Annotated in this window: 2 protein-coding genes and 1 pseudogene; all 3 read right to left on the minus strand. The window is 76.8% G+C overall.

Going from position 1 to position 21,805, the window contains the following annotated elements; all coding sequences use genetic code 11:
* Window positions 1-6 precede the first annotated feature (6 nt).
* Complete coding sequence (locus ACFY15_RS32255; RefSeq protein WP_390826567.1) at window positions 7-4,734, minus strand: SDR family NAD(P)-dependent oxidoreductase; 4,728 nt, start codon at window positions 4,732-4,734, stop codon at window positions 7-9.
* 32 nt (window positions 4,735-4,766) lie between these two features.
* Complete coding sequence (locus tag ACFY15_RS32260) at window positions 4,767-16,070, minus strand: SDR family NAD(P)-dependent oxidoreductase (protein WP_390691531.1); 11,304 nt, start codon at window positions 16,068-16,070, stop codon at window positions 4,767-4,769.
* Window positions 16,071-16,101: 31 nt separating this feature from the next.
* Window positions 16,102-21,804 (minus strand): annotated as a pseudogene (locus ACFY15_RS32265) (SDR family NAD(P)-dependent oxidoreductase); the annotation flags it as partial.
* Window position 21,805 lies beyond the last annotated feature (1 nt).

Here is a 21,805-nt window from a genome sequence, read left to right on the forward strand (position 1 = left end):
GGGAGGTCAGGCGGCGGAGTCCCGCAGGGCCAGGGCGATCAGCGCGTCCTCGTCGAGGTCGTCGATGGCGTCGAGGTCGTCGTCGGCGGTGGCGGCCGGGCCGGGGGCGTCCGGGCCGCCGGTGCCGGCTCCGCCCCGCGCCCCGTCGAACGTGCCGCCCCCTGAGCCCCGCTCGGGCGGCGCCGCGAGGGCGAGGAGGGCGTCCAGCAGGCCGGACTCCCGCAGCACGGCGAGCGGTACGGCCGCCAGGGCGGCCCGGATCCGCGCCTCCTCGGGGTCCTCGCCGGATCCGGATCCCGGGAGGCCGGGTTCGAGGAGTTCGAGCAGGTGCCCGGCGACCGCGGCGGGCGTCGGGTGGTCGAAGACCAGCGTCGGGGGCAGTTTGCGGCCGGCGGCGGCGCTGAGCCGCTGCGCCAGCTCGCCGGCGGTGAGGGAGCTGAACCCGATGTCCCGGAAGGCCCCTTCGGGGTCGACGTCCTCCGGTCCGGCGTGGCCGAGTACGGCCGCCACCGCGCGGCGCACCCGGTCGAGGACGATCTCGGACCGCTCGGCCGGCCCGGCCGCCGCGAGCAGGCCCGGCAGGCCGTCGTCGGCCGGGTCCGCGCTGCCGCCGTCGTCGCCCGTGGCCTCGCGCACGCCGGGCAGGCCGCCGATGAGCGGGCTGGACCGGAAGGCGGTGAACCCCTTGGCGAACAGCGGCCAGTCCATGTCGGCGAGGGCCACGCACACGTCCTCGCGGTCGAGGGCCCGGCCGAGGGCCGCCACGGCCAGGGCGGGATCCATGGTGCGCAGGCCCCGGCTGCTGAGGAACTCCTCGCCGGCGCCCTCGCCCATGCCGCCCCCGCCCCACAGGCCCCAGGCGACGGAGGTGGCCGGCAGGCCCTCGGCGCGGCGCTGTTCGGCGAGGGCGTCCAGGGCGGCGTTGGCGGCCCCGTAGGCGCTCTGGCCGCCGCTGCCCCAGACCCCGGCGCCGGAGGCGTAGAGCACGAACGCGTCGAGCTCCAGGCCCCGGGCGCGGGTGAGTTCGTGCAGGTGACGGGCGCCGGTGACCTTGCCCGCGTACACGTCGGCGAAGGAGCGGGTACGGGTGTCGAGGAACGCCTCGGAGTGCGGGACGCCGGCGGTGTGGAAGACGGCGGTGGGCGGGTGGGCGTCCAGGAGGGCGGCGAGCGCGTCCCGGTCGGAGACGTCGCAGGCGGCCACGGTCACCTCGGCGCCGAGGGCGCGCAGTTCGGCGGCCAGCGCGTCGGCGCCGGGCGCGCCGGGCCCGCGGCGTCCGGTGAGGACGAGGTGCCCGGCGCCGGCGCCCGCGAGCCAGCGGGCGACGTGCGCGCCGAGGGCTCCGGTGCCGCCGGTGACCAGGACCGTCCCGCGCGGGGTGTACGTACGGCGGGCGGGCGTACCGGCGGCGGGGACGAGTCGGCGCCCGTACGCCCCGGAGGGGCGGACGGCGACCTGGTCCTCGCCCGGGAGGCCCGCGGGGTCGGCGAGGAGGGAGACGAGCCGCTGCCAGGCGCGGTCGTCGGGGCTCTCGGGGAGGTCCACGAGGCCGCCCCACAGGGTGGGCAGCTCCAGCGCGATACCGCGCCCGAGGCCCCAGACCTGGGCCCCTTCCGACCGGGGCACCTCGCCCGGGGAGACGGCGACCGCGCCCCGGGTGACGGTCCACAGGCGGCCGCTGAGTCCCGCGTCGGCGGCGGCCTGCGCGAGCAGGGCGGTGCCGACGGCGGCGAGCGGCAGGTCGGGGTGGGCGGGGTGCGGGAGTCCGGTGGTCCCGAGGAGGGAGAGCACCCGGGCGTGGCCGCTGTACGGGGCGAGGTCGGCGGCCAGTCCGGTACGGGTGGCGGTGGCCGCGTCGACGGTGAGCCGCTCGGCGCCGACGCCGTGACGGGCGAGGGCGGCCTCGGCCGCGTCGGCGAGGGCGGTGTCCGTCCCGGCGGGGACCACCAGCAGTACGGGCCCGGCCGGCGCCGAGCCGGCACCGGTCCCGGGGAGGGTCTTCCAGGTGGTGCGGTAGCGCCAGCCGTCGATGCCGTCCGGCTCCGCGGCCGGGGCGGCGGCGGGGGCGGAGGGCTCCAGCCAGTGGTGCTCGCGCTGGAAGGCATACGTCGGCAGGTCGACGCGGCGGGCGCCGGTCCCCTCGAAGAGGGAGGCCCAGTCGATGTCCGTCCCCCGGACGAACAGTTCGGCGGCGGAGGTCAGGAACCGCTGGAGGCCACCCTCCTCACGGCGCAGGGAGCCGACGGCGTGCACGGCCGCCCCGGCGGCTTCGGCGGTCTCCTGGATGCCGATGGTGAGGACCGGGTGGGCGCTGGACTCCACGAAGGTGGCGAAGCCCTTGGCGAGCAGGGCGCGGACGGTCTCCTCGAAGCGGACGGGCCGGCGCAGGTTGCGGTACCAGTACGCGGCGTCGAGGACGGGTTCCCGGAGCAGACCGCCGGTCACGGTCGAGTAGAAGGCAACCTCCGGCCGGCGCGGGACGACCGGCCCCAGAACCTCCAGCAGTTCGGCCTCGATGCGCTCGACGTGCACCGAGTGCGAGGCGTAGTCCACGGGCACCTGACGCGCCCGGATCCCCTCCGCCTGCGCCTGGGCGACGAACGCGGCCACGGCGTCCGCGTCACCGGCGACCACCGTGCCGGACGGCCCGTTCACGGCCGCCACACCCAGACGTCCCGCCCAGCCCTCCAACCGCTCCTCGACATCCGCCAGCGGCAACGGAAGGGAAGCCATGCCCCCGAGCCCGGCCAGCTCACGCCCGATCACAGCCGCACGCAACGCCACCACCCGGGCCGCGTCCTCCAACGACAACGCACCCGCAACAGCCGCAGCCGCGATCTCACCCTGCGAATGCCCGACCACCGCATCCGGAACGACACCCAGCGAACGCCACACCTCCGCCAGCGACACCATCACCGCCCAGGTCACCGGCTGGACCACCTCCACCCGGTCCAGCGACAGCCCCTCCCGCACGACCTCCACCACATCGAAGTCCACGAACGGCGCAAGCGCCTCCGCGCACTCCCGCAGCCTGGCCGCGAACACCGGCGAGGACTCCAGCAGCCCCGCACCCATCCCCACCCACTGCGTCCCCTGACCCGGAAACACCCACGCCACCCGCCCCCGCGAGGACGCCACACCCTCGATCACGGCCGACCCCACCGCGACCCGCCGGTGGTCGAACACCGACCGCGTCGTGACGAGGGAGTACCCGAGGTCCAGGGGTCGCGGCCCCTCGGGAAGCCGGGCCAGCTGGGCGCGCAGACCTGCGGGCGAGCGGCCCGACACCACCAGCGGCACCACCGGCAGTTCGCGCACCGCCTCGGCCGGTGCCCCGGCCTGCTCCGGGGCCTGCTCCAGGATCACGTGGGCGTTCGTCCCGGACACCCCGAAGGAAGACACGGCCGCGCGCCGCGGGCGGTCGAGCTCGGGCCAGTCCCGCGCCTCCGTCAGCAGCTCCACCGCACCCGCCGACCAGTCCACCTGGGACGAGGGCGCCTCCACGTGCAGGGTCCTGGGGAGCCGGCCGTGTTCCAGCGCCTTGACCATCTTGATGACACCACCCACACCGGCGGCCGCCTGCGCGTGCCCGATGTTCGACTTGAGCGAGCCGAGCCACAGCGGCCGTCCGGCCGTGCGGGCGCTGCCGTAGGTGTCCATGAGGGCCTGGACCTCGATCGGGTCGCCCAGCTTCGTGCCGGTGCCGTGCGCCTCGACCGCGTCGACGTCGGCGGCGGTGACCTGGGCGTCGGCGAGGGCCTGGCGGATGACGCGCTGCTGGGCCGCACCGCTGGGGGCGGTGAGGCCGTTGCTGGCGCCGTCCTGGTTGACGGCCGATCCGCGCAGGACGGCCAGGACCCGGTGCCCCTTGCGTAGGGCGTCGGAGAGGCGTTCCACGAGCAGGATCCCGGCGCCCTCGCCGGGGCCGAAGCCGTCGGCGGTGTCGGCGAAGGCCTTGCAGCGGCCGTCGGCGGCGACTCCGCGCTGGCGGGAGAACTGGACGAACACGGCGGGGGTGGACATGACGGTGACGCCGCCGGCCAGGGCGAGGTCGCATTCGCCGCGGCGCAGGGACTGGGCGGCCTGGTGGAGGGCGACCAGGGAGGACGAGCACGCGGTGTCGACGGTGACGGCGGGGCCCTCCAGGCCCAGGGTGTAGGAGATGCGGCCCGAGGTGAAGCTGACGACGCTGCCGGTGAGGAGGTCGCCTTCGAGCTGGGCGGAGGGTGCGCGGACCCCGCTGGTGTAGCCGCCGTCCCAGGCGCCGACGAAGACTCCGGTGCGGCTGCCGTGCAGGGAGCGGGGGTCGATGCCGGCCCGCTCCAGGGCCTCCCAGGAGGTTTCCAGCAGCAGCCGCTGCTGGGGGTCCATGGCGACGGCCTCGCGGGGGGAGATCCCGAAGAAGCCGGGGTCGAAGGCTCCGGCGGCGTTCAGGAAGCCGCCTTCGCGGCAGTACGAGCGGCCGGCCGCGTCCGGGTCGGGGTCGTAGAGGCCCTCGACGTCCCAGCCGCGGTCGGCGGGGAACGGCGAGACGGCGTCGGTGCCGGTGGACACCAGCTCCCACAGGTCCTCGGGGGTGTCGGCCCCGCCCGGGAAGCGGCAGGCCATGCCGACGATCGCGATGGGCTCGTGGGCCCGTCCCTCCAGTTCCTTGAGGCGTTCGCCGGTGCGGTGCAGTTCGGTGGTGGCCCGCTTCAGGTAGGTGCGGAGCTTGTCTTCGTTCGCGTTCGCCATGTCTCGTCACCCGTCACGTGCTGTGCGGCGGTTCAGAACCGCTCGTCGATGAATGCGAAGATCTCGTCGTCGTCGGCGTCCTCGATGGCTTCGGCCACCGAGTCGGCCGCCGGATCGTCGTCGCCGGTGGACGGTGCGCCGCCGAGGCCGTTCCACAGGCCGGTGAGGGCCGCGAGGCGGCCGGCGATCTCCTTGTGCGCCGTCTCGTCGGGTCCCCCGCCCTCCGCGGCCCTGCCGGAGAGGGCGCCGAAGAGGGATTCCAGCCGGTCGAGTTCGGCGAGGACGGAGGCCGCGCGGGCGTCGGTGCCGGCGGCGGCCGGGTCGTCGGCGGGGGCCAGGGCGCCGCTCAGGTGGGCGGCGAGGGCGGCCGGGGTGGGGTGGTCGAAGACCAGAGTGGCGGCCAGGCGCAGTCCGGTGGCGGCGGCCAGCCGGTTGCGCATCTCGACGGCGGTCAGGGAGTCGAAGCCGAGTTCCTTGAAGGCCCGGTCGGTGAGGACGTCCTCCGCTCCGCCGTGGCCGAGTACGGCCGCGGCGTGGGCCCGTACGGCGTCGAGGAGCAGTTCCTCCCGTTCGTCGGCGGGCAGGCCGGCGATCCGGTCGGCGAGGGTTTCGGCGGGGCCGGTGTGCTGCGGGGTGGCGCTGGTCTGCCGGCCGCCGCCGACGAGGTCGCCGAGGAAGGCGGGGACGGGGCCTGCGGCGCGCAGGGCCGCGGGGTTGAGGCGGATGGGGACCTGGAGGGGGCTGTCGACGGCCTGGGCGGCGTCGAAGAGGGCGAGGCCCTCGGTGTCGGTGAGGGGCATGATGCCGCCCCGGGCGAGGCGGCGGTGCATGCCGCTCTGGTCGAGGTGTCCGGCCATGCGGCTGTCGGTCGCCCACAGGCCCCAGGCGAGGGAGACGCCGGGCAGGCCGAGGGAGCGGCGGTAGCCGGCGAAGGCGTCGAGGAAGGCGTTGGCGGCGGCGTAGCCGCCCTGGCCGGGGCTGCCGAACAGGGCGGACGAGGAGGAGTAGAGGACGAACGCGGACAGGTCGTGGTCGCGGGTCAGTTCGTGCAGGTTGAGGACGGCGTCGACCTTGGGGTGCAGGACGGTGTCCAGGGCCTCGGGGGTGAGGGTGGGCAGGGTGCCGTCGGCGAGGACGCCGGCGGTGTGGACGACGCCGGTGAGGGGGGCGTCGTCGGGGATCGCGGCGAGGAGCGCGGCGAGCTGTTCGCGGTCGCCGGCGTCGCAGGCGGCGAGGGTGACGCGGGCGCCGAGCGCGCCGAGTTCGGCGGCGAGTTCGGGGGCGCCTTCGGCGTCGGGGCCCTGGCGGCCGGCGAGGACGAGGTGGCGGACGCCGTGTGCGGTGACGAGGTGGCGGGCGACGGCGCTGCCGAGGGTGCCGGTGCCGCCGGTGACGAGGACGGTGCCGTGGGGGCCGAAGGCGGGCGGCAGGGTGAGGACGAGCTTGCCGGTGTGCCGGGCCTGGCTGAGGGTGCGGAACGCCTCGCGGGCGTGGCGGACCTCGTGGACGGTGAGCGGCAGCGGCTCCAGCACGCCCGCCTCGAAGAGGGCGAGGAGTTCGCGGAGCATCTCGCCGACGGTGTCGGGGCCGGCCTGGACCAGGTCGAACGCCTGGTAGCGGGTGCCGGGGTGGGCCGCGGCGATGGCGTCGGGGTCGCGGACGTCGGCCTTGCCGAGCTCCAGGAAGTGGCCGCCGCGGGGCAGGAGGCGCAGGGAGGCGTCGACGAACTCGCCGGTGAGGGAGTTGAGGACGATGTCCACGCCCCGGCCGCCGGTGGCGGCGAGGAACGCGTCGGCGAAGCCGGTGGTGCGGGAGTCGGAGAGGGCGTCGTCGGTGAGGCCGCGGGCGCGCAGGGTGTCCCACTTGCCGGTACTGGCGGTGGCGTAGACGGTGAGGCCGTGGTGGCGGGCCAGCTGGAGGGCGGCCATGCCGACGCCGCCGGCGGCCGCGTGGACGAGGAGGGACTGGCCGGGGCCGGCCGCGGCCAGGCGGGTGAGCGCGTAGTGGGCGGTGAGGAACACGGCCGGGACGGAGGCGGCCTGGGCGAAGGTCCAGCCGGCCGGGACGGGGGCGAGCATGCGGTGGTCGGCGACGGCGTAGGGGCCGAAGCCGCCGGTCCACATGCCGAGGACCCGGTCACCGGGGGCGACGGTGGTGACGCCGGGGCCGACCTCGGCGACGACGCCGGCGCCCTCGGCGCCCATGACGGGGTCGCCGGGGTACATGCCGAGGGCGATGAGGGTATCGCGGAAGTTGATGCCGGCGGCGCGTACGGCGATGCGGACCTGGCCCTCCTCCAGGGGTGCCAGGGTGTCGGGGGCGGGGGCGAGGCGCAGGCCCTCCAGGGTGCCGGTGCCGCTGGTGGCGAGCCGCCAGGCGGGGGTGCCGGCGGGCGGGATCAGGAGGTCGCCGGGGTGCTCGCCGGAGCGGGCCAGGCGGGGGGCCCGGACGGTGGCGCCGCGGATGGCGAGCTGGGGTTCGCCGGAGGCGAGGGCGGCGGCGAGGGCGGCGGCGCCGGCGGTGTCCGGGTCGCCGGCCGGGTCGAGGTCGAGGAGGGAGAAGCGGCCCGGTTCCTCGGACTGGGCGGAGCGGACGAGGCCCCAGACGGTGGCGGTGGCCGGGTCGGTGACGTGTTCGCCGGGGGCGGTGGCGACGGCGCCGCGGGTGATCAGGGTGAGGGTGGTGCCGGCGAGCCGGTCGCCGGCGTCGAGCCAGGCCCGGGCGAGGTCCAGGGCCCGGTGGGCGGCGGCGTGGGCGGTCGCGGCGTCGGGGCGGGGGTGGTGCGGGAAGGACACGGCGACGGTGTCGGGGGCGGGTCCGCCGGCGGTCTCCAGGGCCGCGAGGAGCGCGGGCAGGTCGGGGTACCGGTCGGCGGGGGCGCCGGCGGTCTCCAGGGCGGCGAGGACCTTGGCGTGGTCCTCGCCGACGACGGCGGTCCGCACCGGCGGCGGGGCCGCGGGGGTGTGCTGCTCCGGCCAGGTGACCTCGTACAGGGAGCCGCCGTGGCGGCCGCCCGCGATGCCGGACGCGGCGGCGAGCTGTTCGTCGGAGACGGTGCGGACGAGGAGTTCGTCGACGTCGAGGACGGGCCGGCCGGTGTCGTCGGTGGCGCGCAGGGTGACGGCGTCCTCGCCGGCGGGGGTGAGGGTCACCCGCAGCCGGTCGGCGCCCTCGGCGTACAGGCGTACGCCGCGGACGGCGAAGGGCATGCGGGCCTTGCCGTCGTCGGGGAAGAAGGCGCCCAGGCTCATGGCCTGGAGGGCGGAGTCGAGGAGGGCGGGGTGGATGCCGTAGCCGGCGGAGGCATCGCGGGTGCGGGGCGGGAGGGCGATCTCGGCGTGGACGGCGGTGTCCTCGCGCCAGCCGTCGTGGAAGCCGCGGAAGTGCGGCCCGTAGTCGTAGCCGCGGGCGGTGAACTCCTCGTAGAACGCGTCGGGTCCGGGGCGTCCGGCGGGCCGGGCCGCGGCGGCCGGCCAGGGCCGGGGCAGCGGGGCGGGCGGGGTGTCGGCGTCGGGGGCGAGTGTGGCTTCGGCGTGCCGCTGCCAGGGGGAGCCGGGGGCGGCGCCGGCCGCGCGGGAGTGGACGCCGAGGGTGCGCCGGCCGTCCGCGCCGGCGGCGGTGACCTGGACGCGGAGTTCGACGGCGCCGTCGTCGGGCAGGACGACGGGCGCCTGGAGGATCAGTTCGTCGAGGCGGCCGCAGCCGGACTGCCGGCCGGCCCACAGGGCCAGGTCGACGAGGGCGGCGCCGGGCAGCAGGACGGTGCCCAGCAGGGCGTGGTCGGCGAGCCAGGGGTGGGTGTCGGCGCCGACGCGGGCGGTGTAGACGACGGACCCGGACTCGGGGAGTTCGACGCCGCCGCCGAGCAGCGGGTGGCCGGCCTCGTGGAGGCCGATGGAGGCGGCGTCGCCGCGCCGGGCGGGCGCGTTGTACCAGTAGCGTTCCCGCTGGAAGGGGTACGTCGGCAGGTCGACGCGGCGCGAGTCCTTGCCGAAGAGGGCGTCGGCGTCGATCTCCACACCGTTGACGTGGGCCATGGCGAGGGCCGCGGCGAACCAGCGGGCGCCGCCCTTCTCCCGGCGCAGGGTGCCGAGGACGGCGGCGCGGGCGCCGGCGTCCGCGACGGTCTCCTGGAGGGAGGCGGAGAGCATCGGGTGGGGGCTGGGTTCGAGGAAGACCTCGTGGCCGTCGGCGATCAGCGCCCGGGTGGCCCGCTCGAACTCGACGGGTTCGCGCATGTTGCGGTACCAGTAGTCGCGGTCCAGGGCGGCGGTGTCGAGGAGTCCGCCGGTGACGGTGGAGTAGAAGGGGATGTCGCCGGTCCGGGGGGCGACCGGGTCGAGGACCTCCAGGAGGTGCTCCTTGAGGGCGTCGACCTGCGCGGAGTGCCCGGCGGTGTCGACGCCGGGGATGGCCCGGGCGTGGACGCCTGCGGCGGTGAGTTCGTCGAGGAGTTCGCGCAGGGCGTCCGGCTCGCCGGCGACGGCGGCGGTGCCGGGGCTGTTGACGGCGGCGACGGACAGCCGGTCGCCGAACCGCTCCAGGCGGGCGCGCAGTTCGGCGGGGGCCAGCGATGCGGCGATCATGCCGCCCTTGCCGGCGAGGGTGAGCCAGGCCTGGCTGCGCAGGGCGACGACGCGGGCGGCGTCGTCGAGGGAGAGGCCTCCGCAGACGTAGGCGGCGGCGATCTCGCCCTGGGAGTGGCCGACGACGGCCGACGGGTGGACGCCGAGGGAGCGCCAGGTGGCGGCCAGCGACACCATCATCGTGAACAGGACGGGCTGGACGACGTCGACGCGGGCGAGCGACGGCGCGCCGGGCACCTGGCGCAGGACGTCCATGACGGACCAGTCCAGGTAGGGGCGCAGGGCCTCGTCGCAGGCGGCGGCGGTCTCCCGGAAGGCCGCGGAGCGGTCCAGGAGGCCTTCGGCCATGGCGGGCCACTGGGAGCCCTGGCCGGGAAAGACGAACGCGACGCGGTCGCCGGGTCCGGCGGAGCCGTGGAGCACGGCGAGGTGCGGCCGGTCCTGTGCGAGGGCGCCCAGGGCTTCGAGGATCTCCTCGCGGCTCTCCCCGATGACGGCGGCGCGCCGTTCGAAGCGGGAGCGGGCCGTCAGCAGGGTGTGTCCGACGTCGGCGGGGTGCGTGCCGGGGTGTTCGACGAGCCGGGCGCGCAGCCGGGCCGCCTGGGCGCGCAGGGCGGTCTCGGAACGGGCGGACAGCAGCAGCGGGACGGTGACCTCCGCCCACGCGTCCGGGTCGTCCTCCGGTGCGGTGGCGGGGGCCGGCCCGTCGGGGCGGGGCGCCTCTTCGAGGATGACGTGGGCGTTGGTGCCGCTGATGCCGAAGGCGGAGACGGCGGCCCGGCGCGGGGTGCCGTCCCCCTGCCAGTCGAGGTCCTCGGTGAGGAGGGAGACCGCTCCGGAGCTCCAGTCGACGCGCGGGGTGGGCGCGTCGACGTGCAGGGTGCGGGGCAGGGTCCCGCCGCGCAGGGCGAGGACCATCTTGATGACGCCGGCGACGCCCGCGGCGGCCTGGGTGTGGCCGATGTTGGACTTCACGGAGCCCAGGCGCAGCGGCCGGGCGGGGTCGCGGTCCCGGCCGTAGGTGGCGAGGACGGCCTGGGCCTCGATGGGGTCGCCGAGTGCGGTGCCGGTGCCGTGCGCCTCGACGGCGTCGACGTCCTGCGGTTCCAGGCCGGCGTCGGCGAGGGCCTGGCGGATGACCCGCTGCTGGGAGGGGCCGCTGGGGGCGGTGAGGCCGTTGGATGCGCCGTCCTGGTTGACGGCGGATCCGCGGATCACGGCGAGGACGGGGTGGCCGTGGCGTTCGGCGTCGGAGAGCCGCTCGACGAGCAGCATGCCGGCGCCCTCGCCGAGGGCCACGCCGTCGGCGCCGGCCGCGAAGGCCCGGGTGCGGCCGGTGGGGGACATGACGCGCTGGCGGGAGAACTCGACGAGCATCTCCGGGGTGGACATGACGGTGGCGCCGCCGACGAGGGCCATCCCGCACTCGCCGCGGCGCAGCGACTGCACGGCCAGGTGCAGGGCGACCAGGGACGCCGAGCAGGCGGTGTCGACGGTGACGGCCGGGCCTTCGAGGCCGAAGACGTAGGAGAGCCGGCCGGACATCACGCTGGCGGAGTTGCCGGTGCCGAGGTAGCCGTCGAAGTCCTCGTCGCCGTTCTGCAGCAGCGGCATGTAGTGCTGGCCGTTGGTGCCGACGAAGACGCCGGTGCGGCTGCCGCGCAGGGCGGCCGGGTCGAGGCCGGCGCGTTCCAGGGCCTCCCAGGACGTCTCCAGCAGGAGCCGCTGCTGCGGGTCCATGGCGAGGGCCTCGCGCGGGGAGATCCCGAAGAACTCGGGGTCGAAGTCGGGGGCGTCGTGCAGGAACCCGCCCTCGCGGACGTACGTGCGGCCCTTCGCCTCGGGGTCGGGGTCGTAGAGGCCGTCGAGGTCCCAGCCGCGGTTGGCCGGGAAGGTGCTGATGGCGTCGCCGCCGCCGAGCAGCAGCTGCCACAGCTCGTCGGGGGTGTTGATGCCGCCCGGGAAGCGGCAGGCCATGGCGACGACGGCGACGGGCTCGGCGTCCCGGCCGGCGGGGACGGTGGCGAACGGCCCGTCCGCCTCCCCGTCGGCTCCGGTGCCGGAGGCCAGCTCGTGGAGGTGGCGGGCGACGGCCGCGCTGGTGGGGTGGTCGAAGACGAGGGAGGCGGCCAGGTCCAGTCCGGTGGCCTCGCGGAGCCGGTTGCGCAGTTCGACGGCGGTCACCGAGTTCACGCCGAGTTCCCTGAACGCCCGCTCGGCGTCGATGCCTTCGGGTGAGGCGTGGCCGAGGACGGCCGCCACGTGGGTGCGGACGAGCCGCAGCAGTTCGCGCCGCTGCTCCTGCTCCGGCTGGCCGCGCAGGGCGCCCGTGATCCGGGGCGCGGACGTTCCGGCGGCTCCGGCGGCGTCGGCGGCGGCCTTCTCGGCGGCGCGCAGGGCGCGTACGGCGGGCAGTTCGTCGAACAGCGCGGAGGGGCGGGCGGCCGTGTAGGCGGCGGCGAACCGCGCCCAGTCGACGTCGGCGACGGCGACGGCGGTCTCCCGTCCGGCCAGCGCCGCGTCGAGGGCGTCGAGGGCCCGCTCGGGGTCCAGGAACCGCAGGCCCGCGCGGAGCGCCTGCTCGGCGGCGGGGCCGGTGAGGGCGCCTTCCCAGGGGGTCCAGGCGAGGGAGGCGGCGGGCAGGCCGAGGCCCCGGCGGGCTTCGGCGAGGGCGTCGAGGTAGGCGGTGCCGGCGGCGTATCCGCCCTGGCCGGCGCCGCCCCACACGCCGGCGACGGAGGAGAACAGGACGAGGGCGTCGACTTCCGTGCCGGTGGACCCGAGGAGGGTGTGCAGGCGGGCGGCCAGTCCGGTCTTGGCGGTGACGGCCGCCGCGAAGCCCTCGATCGTGGTCTCGGCGAGGGCGGTCAGGGGGGCGGTGGGCGGGGCGACGTAGACGGCGGACGGCGCGTACCGGTCGAGAAGCTCGCGGAGCCGGCCGTCGTCGGCGAGGTCGCAGCGGACGACGGTGACCCGGTCGTCGGCACCGGAGCCGGGGGCGCCGGAGGCACCGGAGCCAGAGGCACCGGAGCCGGAAGCACCGGAGCCGGAGGCACCGGAGCCGGAAGCACCGGAGGCGGGCGCGCCGGAGCCGGGCATGCCGGAGCCGGAAGCGTCGGAGACGGTAGCACCGGAGCCGGGGGCGCCGGAGCCGGGGGCCCCAGGGCCGGGGGCCCCAGGGCCGGGCATGCCGGAGCCGGAAGCGTCGGAGACGGGGGCGTCCGGGCCGGGGGCCTCGGTGTCTCCGGCGAGGACCACGTGGTCCGCGCCGGCGGCGAGCAGTCGGCGGGCCAGCGGGCCGGCCGCGGTGGCGAGGTCGCCGACGAGCAGGACGGTGCCGCGCGGGGCGGGTGTACAGGGGCCGGACGCGCCGGCGGCGGCCGGGAGGAGGCGGCGGCCGTAGGCGCCGGAGCCCCGAACGGCGACCTGGTCCTCGGCGGCGGGCGCGGCGAGGACGGCGGCCAGGCGCTGGAAGGAGCGGGCGTCCGGCTGCGCGGGCAGGTCGACGAGACCGCCCCACAGGGAGGGCAGTTCGAGGGCGGCGACCCGGCCGAAGCCCCAGGTCTGGGCGGCCTCGGGCGACGGGGACTCGGCGGGCGAGACGGCGACGGCCCCGGCGGTGGCGGCCCAGAGACGGGCCTCGCTGCCGGCGTCGGCGCAGGCCTGGGCGAGGGTCAGGGTGGCGGCGAGGCCGAGCGGCAGGCCGGGGTGGTCGGGGTGCTCGCCCTGGACGAGGGACAGCAGGGACAGGACCCCGCCGAGCGGCAGGGCCTCGGGCCGGTCGGCGGCTTCGGCGAGGAGGGCCCGCAGGCGGGACCGGTCGGCGTGGGCGGGGTCGACGGCGAGGGTCTCGACGGTGGCACCCCGGCCGGCGAGGGCCTGCCGGGCGGCTTCGGCGTGCGCGGAGCCGGAGGGGGAGTCGGCGGCGACGAGCAGCCAGCGGCCGGAGAGCCGGTGGGCCGGTTCGTCGGCGCGCAGGTTCTTCCAGGTGACCCGGTAGGCAAGACCCGCCTCCGGCCCGGTGGCGGAGGGTGTGACGGTGGGGGCCGCGGGCAGCCAGTGGTGCTCGCGCTGGAAGGCGTACGTCGGGAGGTCGACGCGACGCGCGCCGGTCCCTTCAAAGAGGGAGGCCCAGTCGATGTCCGTCCCACGCACGAACAGTTCGGCGGCGGAGGTCAGGAGCCGCTGGAGGCCGCCCTCGTCACGACGCAGGGAGCCGGTGGTGAGGACGGGCGCGCCGAGGGCCTCGGCGGTCTCCTGGACGCCCATGACCAGCACGGGGTGGGCGCTGGACTCCACGAACGTCCCGAAGCCCTTGGCGAGGAGCGCGCAGACGGTGTCCTCGAAACGGACGGGCTGGCGAAGGTTGCGGTACCAGTACGCGGCATCGAGCGCGGCCGTGTCGACCAGCTCACCGGTAACGGTCGAATAGAAGGGAACCTCAGGCCGACGCGGGACGATCGGCCCCAGAACCTCCAGCAGCTCCGCCTCGATCCGCTCCACGTGCGCCGAGTGCGAGGCGTAGTCCACGGGCACCTGACGCGCCCGGATCCCCTCCCCCTGCGCCTCAGCGACGAAAGCGGCCACGGCATCGGCATCACCGGCCACCACCGTGCCGGACGGCCCGTTGACGGCGGCCACCCCGAGGCGACCCGTCCACTCCTTCAGCCGCTCCTCGACCTCGGCGAGCGGCAGCGGAAGGGAAGCCATGCCCCCGAGCCCGGCGAGCTCACGCCCGATCACAGCAGCACGCAGCGCCACCACCCGGGCGGCGTCCTCCAACGACAACGCACCCGACACGGCAGCAGCTGCGATCTCACCCTGCGAGTGACCCACGACCGCGTCCGGCACCACGCCCAGGGAACGCCACACCTCAGCCAGGGCGACCATCACCGCCCACGTCACCGGCTGGACCACCTCCACACGGTCGAGAGAGCGACCCTCCCTGACGACCTCGACCGCGTCGAAGTCCACGAACGGCGCAAGGGCGTCCGCACACTCCCGCAGCCTGGCCGCGAACACCGGCGAGGACTCCAGCAGCCCGGCACCCATCCCCACCCACTGCGTCCCCTGACCCGGGAACACCAACGCCACCCGCCCCCGCGACGAGGCGACGCCATCGACGGTGACGGGGCCCACCACGACCCGGCGGTGCTCCAGCGTCGAGCGTCCGGTGACCAGGCTCAGGGCCACGTCCAGGGGACGCGGCGCGGGCTCCTGCTCCAGGCGGGCGCGCAGGCGGGCCTGCTGGGCCTGGAGGGCGGTCTCGGAGCGGGCGGTGAGCACCACCGGCACCACCGGCAGTTCGCGCACCGCCTCGGCCGGTGCCCCGGCCTGCTCCGGGGCCTGCTCCAGGATCACGTGCGCGTTCGTCCCGGACACCCCGAAGGAAGACACGGCCGCGCGCCGCGGGCGGTCGAGCTCGGGCCAGTCCCGCGCCTCCGTCAGCAGCTCCACCGCACCCGCCGACCAGTCCACCTGGGACGAGGGCGCCTCCACGTGCAGGGTCCTGGGGAGCCGGCCGTGCTCCAGCGCCATCACCATCTTGATGACACCACCGACACCGGCGGCCGCCTGCGCGTGCCCGATGTTCGACTTCAACGAGCCGAGCCACAGGGGCTGTCCGGCCGGCCGCCGGCCGTAGGTCGCCAGCAGCGCCTGCGCCTCGATCGGGTCGCCCAGCCTCGTACCCGTCCCGTGCGCCTCGACCACGTCGACGTCGGCCACACCCAGACCGGCACTGTCCAGCGCCGCCCGGATCACCCGCTGCTGCGACGGACCGTTCGGAGCCGTCAGACCATTGGACGCACCGTCCTGGTTCACGGCCGAACCCCGCACCACCGCCAGCACCCGATGGCCCTTCGCCACCGCGTCCGACAGCCGCTCCACCAGCAGCATCCCCACACCCTCGGCCCAGCCCGTGCCGTCCGCGGCGTCGGAGAAGGCCTTGCACCGGCCATCGGCGGCCAGCCCCCGCTGCTGCGAGAACTCCACGAAGGTGGAGGGGGTCGCCATGACGGTGACACCGCCCGCCAGGGCCGCGTCGCACTCACCCGTCCGCAGGGACTGCGCGGCCAGGTGGAGGGCCACCAGGGAGGAGGAGCACGCCGTGTCGACCGTCACCGCCGGGCCCTCCAGGCCCAGGGCGAAGGAGATGCGGCCGGAGACCACGCTGCCGGAGGTTCCGGTGCCGCCGTAGCCGCCCGCGTCGTCGAGCACGCCGGGCCGGTCGGTGCCGTAGTCGTGGTACATCGAGCCGACGAAGACGCCGGTGCGCGAACCCCGCAGCGAGGACGCCGGGATCCCCGCCCGCTCCAACACCTCCCACGACGTCTCCAACAGCAACCGCTGCTGCGGATCCATCGCCACCGCCTCACGCGGCGAAATACCGAAGAAGTCCGCGTCGAACTCCCCCGCCTCATGCAGGAAACCCCCCTCCCGCACATACGAACGCCCCGCAACACCCGGCTCAGGATCGAACAGCGACTCCACGTCCCAACCCCGGTCCCCCGGGAACCCCGACACCGCGTCCACCCCCGACGACACCAGGTCCCACAACCCCTCCGGAGACACCACCCCACCCGGAAAACGGCACGCCATCCCCACGATCGCGATCGGCTCGCTGCCCCGCTCCTCGACCTCGCGCAGGCGCGCCCGGGTCTCGTGGAGCTCGGTCATGGCACGGCGGAGGTACTCGCGGAGCCTGGTTTCGTTGCCCGTGGCGTCCTGGTTGGTGTCGTGAGCGGACACGGCTCTCCCCTGGAGGTGTCGGTGCGGGGCTTCAGACGGAGCGGAAGCCGCTGTCGAGCAGCTGGAACAGTTCGTCGTCGGAGGCGGAGTTGAGCAGTTCGGTGACCTTGCCCCGGTCCTCGGCGGGCCGGTCCGGGGCTTCGCCTCCCGTCCCGCCCGCCGGGTTCCCGGCGGGCGGGACGGCGGCCGGGGCGGCCCCGGTGCCGAGGTCCGCCAGCAGGGCGGAGAGGCGGTCGGCCACCGCGCGGCGGGCGTCCTGGTCGAGGGCCGCCTGTGCGGTCGCCGCGCCGAGCTGCCCGATCAGGGCGAGTACGGCGGCCTCCGCGCCCGGGAGTTCGCCGTCGAGGTGTTCGGCGAGGGCTTGGGGGGTGGGGTGGTCGAAGACGAGGGTGGGTGTCAGGCGCAGGCCGGTCTCGGCGGTGAGCCGGTTGCGCAGTTCCACGGCGGTGAGCGAGTCGAAGCCGGCCTCGCGGAAGCTGCGGTCCACGCCGACGTCGGCCGGGCCGGCGAAGCCGAGGACGGCCGCGACCTCGGTGCGGACGAGGTCCAGCAGCAGCGCCGCGCGGTCGGCGCGGGACAGGCCCGTGATCCGCTCGGCGGCGGTCGCCCGCCGGGGCGGCTCGGCCGGTCCGGTCGCCCGCGCGGGGGTGGCCCGGCCGGCGGCGGGGCCGGTCCGGTCCGCGGACGTCCGCAGGACGGGCGGCAGCCCGGGCGCGGCGGGGTCCACGCGCAGCGGCAGCACGGCGGGCAGGCCGCTGCCGAGGGCGGCGTCGAAGAGGCCGAGGGCCTCGTCCTGGGCGAGCGGGACGAGCCCGGTGCGGCGCAGCCGGGCGGCGTCGGCGCCGTCCAGGGCGCCGGCCATGCCGTCGCCGGCCCAGGGACCCCAGGCGAGGGAGACGGCGGGCAGGCCCTGGGCGTGGCGCCGGGCGGCGAAGGCGTCGAGGTGGGCGTTGGCGGCCGCGTAGGCGGACTGTCCGGCGCTGCCGAGGAGTCCGGCGGCGGAGGAGAAGAGCACGAACGCGTCGAGCGACAGGGCGGCGGTGAGTTCGTGGAGGACGCGGACGGCGTCCGTCTTGGGCCGCAGCACGGCTTCGAGGCGGGCCGGGTCCTGGGCGGTGAGGAGGCCGTCGTCCAGGACGCCGGCGGTGTGCACCACCGCGCTGAGGGGGTGCCCGGCCGGGATCCGGTCGAGGAGCGCGGCGAGGGCGGTCCGGTCGGCGGCGTCGCAGGCGGCGACGGTGACCTCGGCGCCCAGGGCGCGCAGTGCGGCGGCCAGTTCTCCGGCTCCGGGGGCGTCCGCGCCGCGGCGGCTGGTGAGCAGCAGGTGCCGTACGCCGTGTGCGGTGACCAGGTGGCGGGCGACGGCCGAGCCGAGACCCCCGGTGCCGCCGGTGACGAGGACGGTGCCGTGGGGGTTCCAGGCCGCCGGGGCGGCGGCCTCGTCGCGGACCCGTACGACGCCGGGGGCGTGGGCGGTGCCGGTGCGGACGGCGAGTTCGGCGGCGTGGTCGGCGCGGGTGAGGGCGGCGGGCAGGGCGGCGTACGAGGCGGGGTCCTCGTCGGTGTCGACGAGGACGAAGCGGCCGGGGTGCTCGGCCCGGCCGGAGCGGAGCAGCCCCCAGGCGACGGCGGCGGCGGGGTCGGTGACGGGTGCCCCGGTTCCGGTGTCGACGGCGCCGTGGGTGAGGACGGTGAGGCGGGCCCCGTCGGGCCGGCCGGCGGCGAGCCAGGCCCGGGCGAGGGCGAGCGTGCGGCGGCCGACGGCCTGCGGGTCGTCCTCGCCGCGCAGGTCGGCGACGGCGTGGAGGGCGTCGGCGGGGACGCCGTCCAGGGCCGTGGCCGGGTCGCCGGGGTGCGTGCGTACGGTCGCGCCGGCCGCGGCGAGGGCTTCGACGAGGGCCGGGGCGGGCGTGCCGAGGAGGTGCCAGACGGCCATGGCGGGGGCGCCGGGGTCGGCGGGGAGCGGGGTCCACGAGGGCCGGAGCAGCGGGGTGCGGCCGGTGGCCGCGGCGGCGATCCGGTCGGCGGCGACGCGGCGCAGGGCCAGGGAGCCTGCGGCGAACACGGGACGGCCCTGGGGATCGGCGGCGGTGACGGCGTAGGCGTCGGGGCCGGCCGGGGAGATCCGGACGCGCAGGGCGTCGGCGCCGCGGGAGTGCAGGGCGGCGCCGGTCCAGGAGAACGGGACGAGGCCGTGGGCGTCGGGCCGGGCGGCGGTGACGGCGTGCAGGGCGGCGTCCAGGAGGACCGGGTGGAGGCCGTAGGCGGCGGCTTCGGCGGCCTCTTCGGGGCGCAGGGCGACGGATGCGAAGACCTCTTCGCCGCGCCGCCAGGCGGCCCGCAGCCCCTGGAAGGCGGGGCCGTAGGCGATGCCGGCTGCTGCGAAGCGCTCGTAGGCGTCGTCGACGGCGACGGGTTCCGCGCCCTCGGGCGGCCAGACGGCCGCGGTGAGGGGTCCGAAGTCCGCGTCGGCGGGGGCGGCGGTGCGGCCGGTGGCGTGCGGGGTCCAGTCGGCGGGGCCGGTGGCGGCCGGGGCGGAGTCGACGCGGACGGGGCGGGTGCCGTCGGCGTCGGCGGCGCCGAGGTGGACGCGCAGCCGGACGGGTGCCGTGTCGGGCAGGACGAGGGGGTTTTCGAAGGTCAGTTCGGCGATGCCGTCGGCACCGGCGGCGGTGAGGGCCAGTTCGAGCAGGGCGGTGCCGGGGACGACGGGGCGCCCGGCGAGGGTGTGCGCGGCGAGCCAGGGGTGGGTGGCGGTGGACAGGGTGGCCGTCCACACGGCGCCCTGCCCTTCGGGGAGTTCCACGTGGGCCGCGAGAAGCGGGTGTCCGGCGGTGTCCACGCCGGCGGAGGCCAGGGGGGCGGCCTGCCGGGCGGGGGCGTCGAGCCAGTACCGGGTGCGCTGGAAGGCGTACGTGGGCAGGGTGGCGGCGAGGCCGGACGGGGCGGCGTGCGGGGCGAGGGTGACGGGTACGCCGTGGACGTGGGCGGCGGCCGCGGCCCGGGCGAAGGTCTCCGTCTCGGGCTTCCCGCGCCGTATGACGGCGGCGGTGAGCACGCCGTCGGAGGGCTCCTCCTCCGCGTCGAGGACGGTGCGGGTCATGGCGGTGAGGACGGCGTCGGGGCCGAGTTCGAGGAAGGTGTCGATGCCGTCGGCGCGCAGGGCGCGCACCCCGTCGAGGAACCGTACGGGCAGGCGCGCATGGCGGACCCAGTGGTCCGCGGTGCGCAGCGCGTCGCCGGTGGCGAGCTGTCCGGTCAGGTTCGACATGACAGGAATCCTGGGCGGGTGGTGTTCGACGCTGCGAGCGATCTCCGCGAACTGTGTCAACATGCCGTCCATGTGCGGTGAGTGGAAGGCGTGACTGACGGTCAGGCGCTTCGCGGCGCGACCGCGGCTCTTCCAGTACTCGACCAGTTCGTCCACGTCGGAGGCGTCCCCGGCGACCACGACGGCCTGCGGTCCGTTGACGGCGGCGAGGCCGGTGCGGGCCTCCCGGCCGGCGAGCAGGGGCAGCACCTCCTCCTCGGAGGCCTGGAGCGCGGCCATCGCCCCGCCCTCGGGCAGCTCGCCCATCAGGCGGCCGCGCGCGGCGACGAGCCGGGCGGCGTCGGGCAGGGTCAGCACCCCGGCGGCGTGGGCGGCGGTGAGCTCGCCGACGGAGTGCCCGGCGACCGCGTCGGGCCGTACGCCGCGGTCCGTGACGAGTGCGAACAGGGCGGTTCCGAGGGCGAACAGGGCGGGCTGGGTGTACTGCGTGCGGTCGAGCAGCGCTGCGTCCGGGGTGCCGGGGTCGGCGAACATGACGCTGCGCAGGGGGCGGGGCAGGTGGGGGCCGAAGGCGGCGCAGACCTCGTCGAGGGCGGCGGCGAACACCGGCTCGGCGGCGTACAGCTCCCGGCCGGCGGCGGGGCGCTGGCTGCCCTGCCCGGTGAAGAGGAAGGCGGTGCGGCGTCCGTCGCAGGCCCGTCCGGTGACGACGGACCGGGGGTCGGGGCGCTCGTCGCGCGCGAGGGAGTCGAGTCCGCGCAGCAGGGCGTCGGGGTCGGCGCCGAGGACGACGGCCCGTTCGGCGAAGGCGGTCCGGCCGTGGGCGAGTACGGAGGCCACGGCGCCGGGCGCGGCGGGCGCGGCCCGCAGGTGTGCGGCGAGCCGGCGTGCCTGCTCCCGCAGCGCGGGCACGCTCCGCGCGGACAGCGGCCAGGCTGTGGGGGTGGCGGCGCCGGCCGGGGCGGGCGCGGCGACCGACGGTGCTCCGGCCGCGGGGCGGCCGCCCGGGGCCGGTGCGCCCGGTGTGCACGCCGTCGCTCCGGCGGGGCTTCCCGCCCCGCCCGGGGCGGGGACGGCAGGGGGTGGCACGGCGGCTTCCGGCAGGGCGTCGGCCTCCAGGATGACGTGGGCGTTCGTGCCGCTCGCGCCGAAGGCGGAGACGGCCGCGCGGCGCGGGGCGCCGGTGCGGTCGGGCCAGGGGGTGCGTTCCGTGAGGAGGGCCACCGCGCCGTCGGCCCAGTCGATACGGGTGGACGGGGTGTCGGCGTGCAGGGTCTTCGGCAGGATCCCGTGCCGCATGGCCAGCACCGTCTTGATGACGCCCGCCACCCCGGCGGCGGCCTGCGCGTGGCCGATGTTGGACTTGAGCGAGCCCAGCAGCAGCGGGGCGTCCGCGGGCCGGGCGCGGCCGTAGGTGGCGAGAAGGGCGCCCGCCTCGACGGGATCGCCGAGACCGGTGCCGGTGCCGTGTGCCTCGACGGCGTCGACCTGGTCGGCGGTGAGGCCGGCGTTCTTCAGGGCGGCGCGGATGACCCGTTGCTGGGCGGGCCCGTTGGGGGCGGTCAGCCCGGCGCCGCCGCCGTCCTGGTTGACGGCGGAGCCGCGCAGCACGGCCAGTACCGTACGGCCCTCACGGCGCGCGTCGGACAGCCGCTGGAGCAGCAGCATGCCCGCGCCCTCGCCGAAGCCGGTGCCGTCGGCCGCGTCGGAGAACGCCTTGCAGCGGCCGTCGGCGGCGAGCCCGCGCTGCCGCGCGAAGTCGATCAGCATGGTCGGCGTGGACAGCACGGTCGCCCCGCCCGCGAGCGCCAGGTCGCACTCGCCGGCCCGCAGGGCCTGCGCGGCGAGGTGGACGGCCACCAGCGACGAGGAGCAGGCGGTGTCCACGGTGACGGCCGGACCGCGCAGTCCGAAGGTGTAGGAGATCCGCCCGGAGGCGACGCTGCCCGCGCTGCCGTTGACGAGGTAGCCCTCCAGTCCCTCGGGGAGGGCCTCGCCGGGGGTGTGGGGGACGCGCGCGCCGTAGTCGTCGTACATGACCCCGGCGTAGACGCCCGTGCGGCTGTCGCGCACCGCGTCGCGGCCGAGGCCGGCCCGTTCGAAGGCCTCCCAGGCGGTCTCCAGGAGGAGGCGCTGCTGGGGGTCCATGGCGAGGGCCTCGCGCGGGGAGATCCCGAAGAACTCGGGGTCGAAGCCGGCGCAGTCGTGGAGGAAGCCGCCTTCGCGGGCGTAACTGGTGCCGGGGGCGTCGGGGTCCGGGTCGTAGAGGGCCTCGAGGTCCCAGCCCCGGTCCTCGGGCAGGCCGCCGATCGCGTCGGTGCCGGTGTCGAGGAGCCTCCAGAGGGCCTCGGGGGTGTCGGCGCCGCCGGGGAGGCGGCAGCTCATGGAGACGATCGCGATGGGCTCGCGGGCGCTCTCCTCCACGGTGCGCAGCCGTTCGCGGGTGCTGACGAGTTCGGCGGTG

The organism is Streptomyces sp. NPDC001373, assembly GCF_042895815.1.
Taxonomy (GTDB): Bacteria; Actinomycetota; Actinomycetes; order Streptomycetales; family Streptomycetaceae; genus Streptomyces.

Bases quoted from the DNA above. Each gene is read 5' to 3' on its own strand.
- ACFY15_RS32255 (WP_390826567.1), bottom strand. From the start codon at position 4,734: ATGGCGAACGCGAACGAAGACAAGCTCCGCACCTACCTGAAGCGGGCC.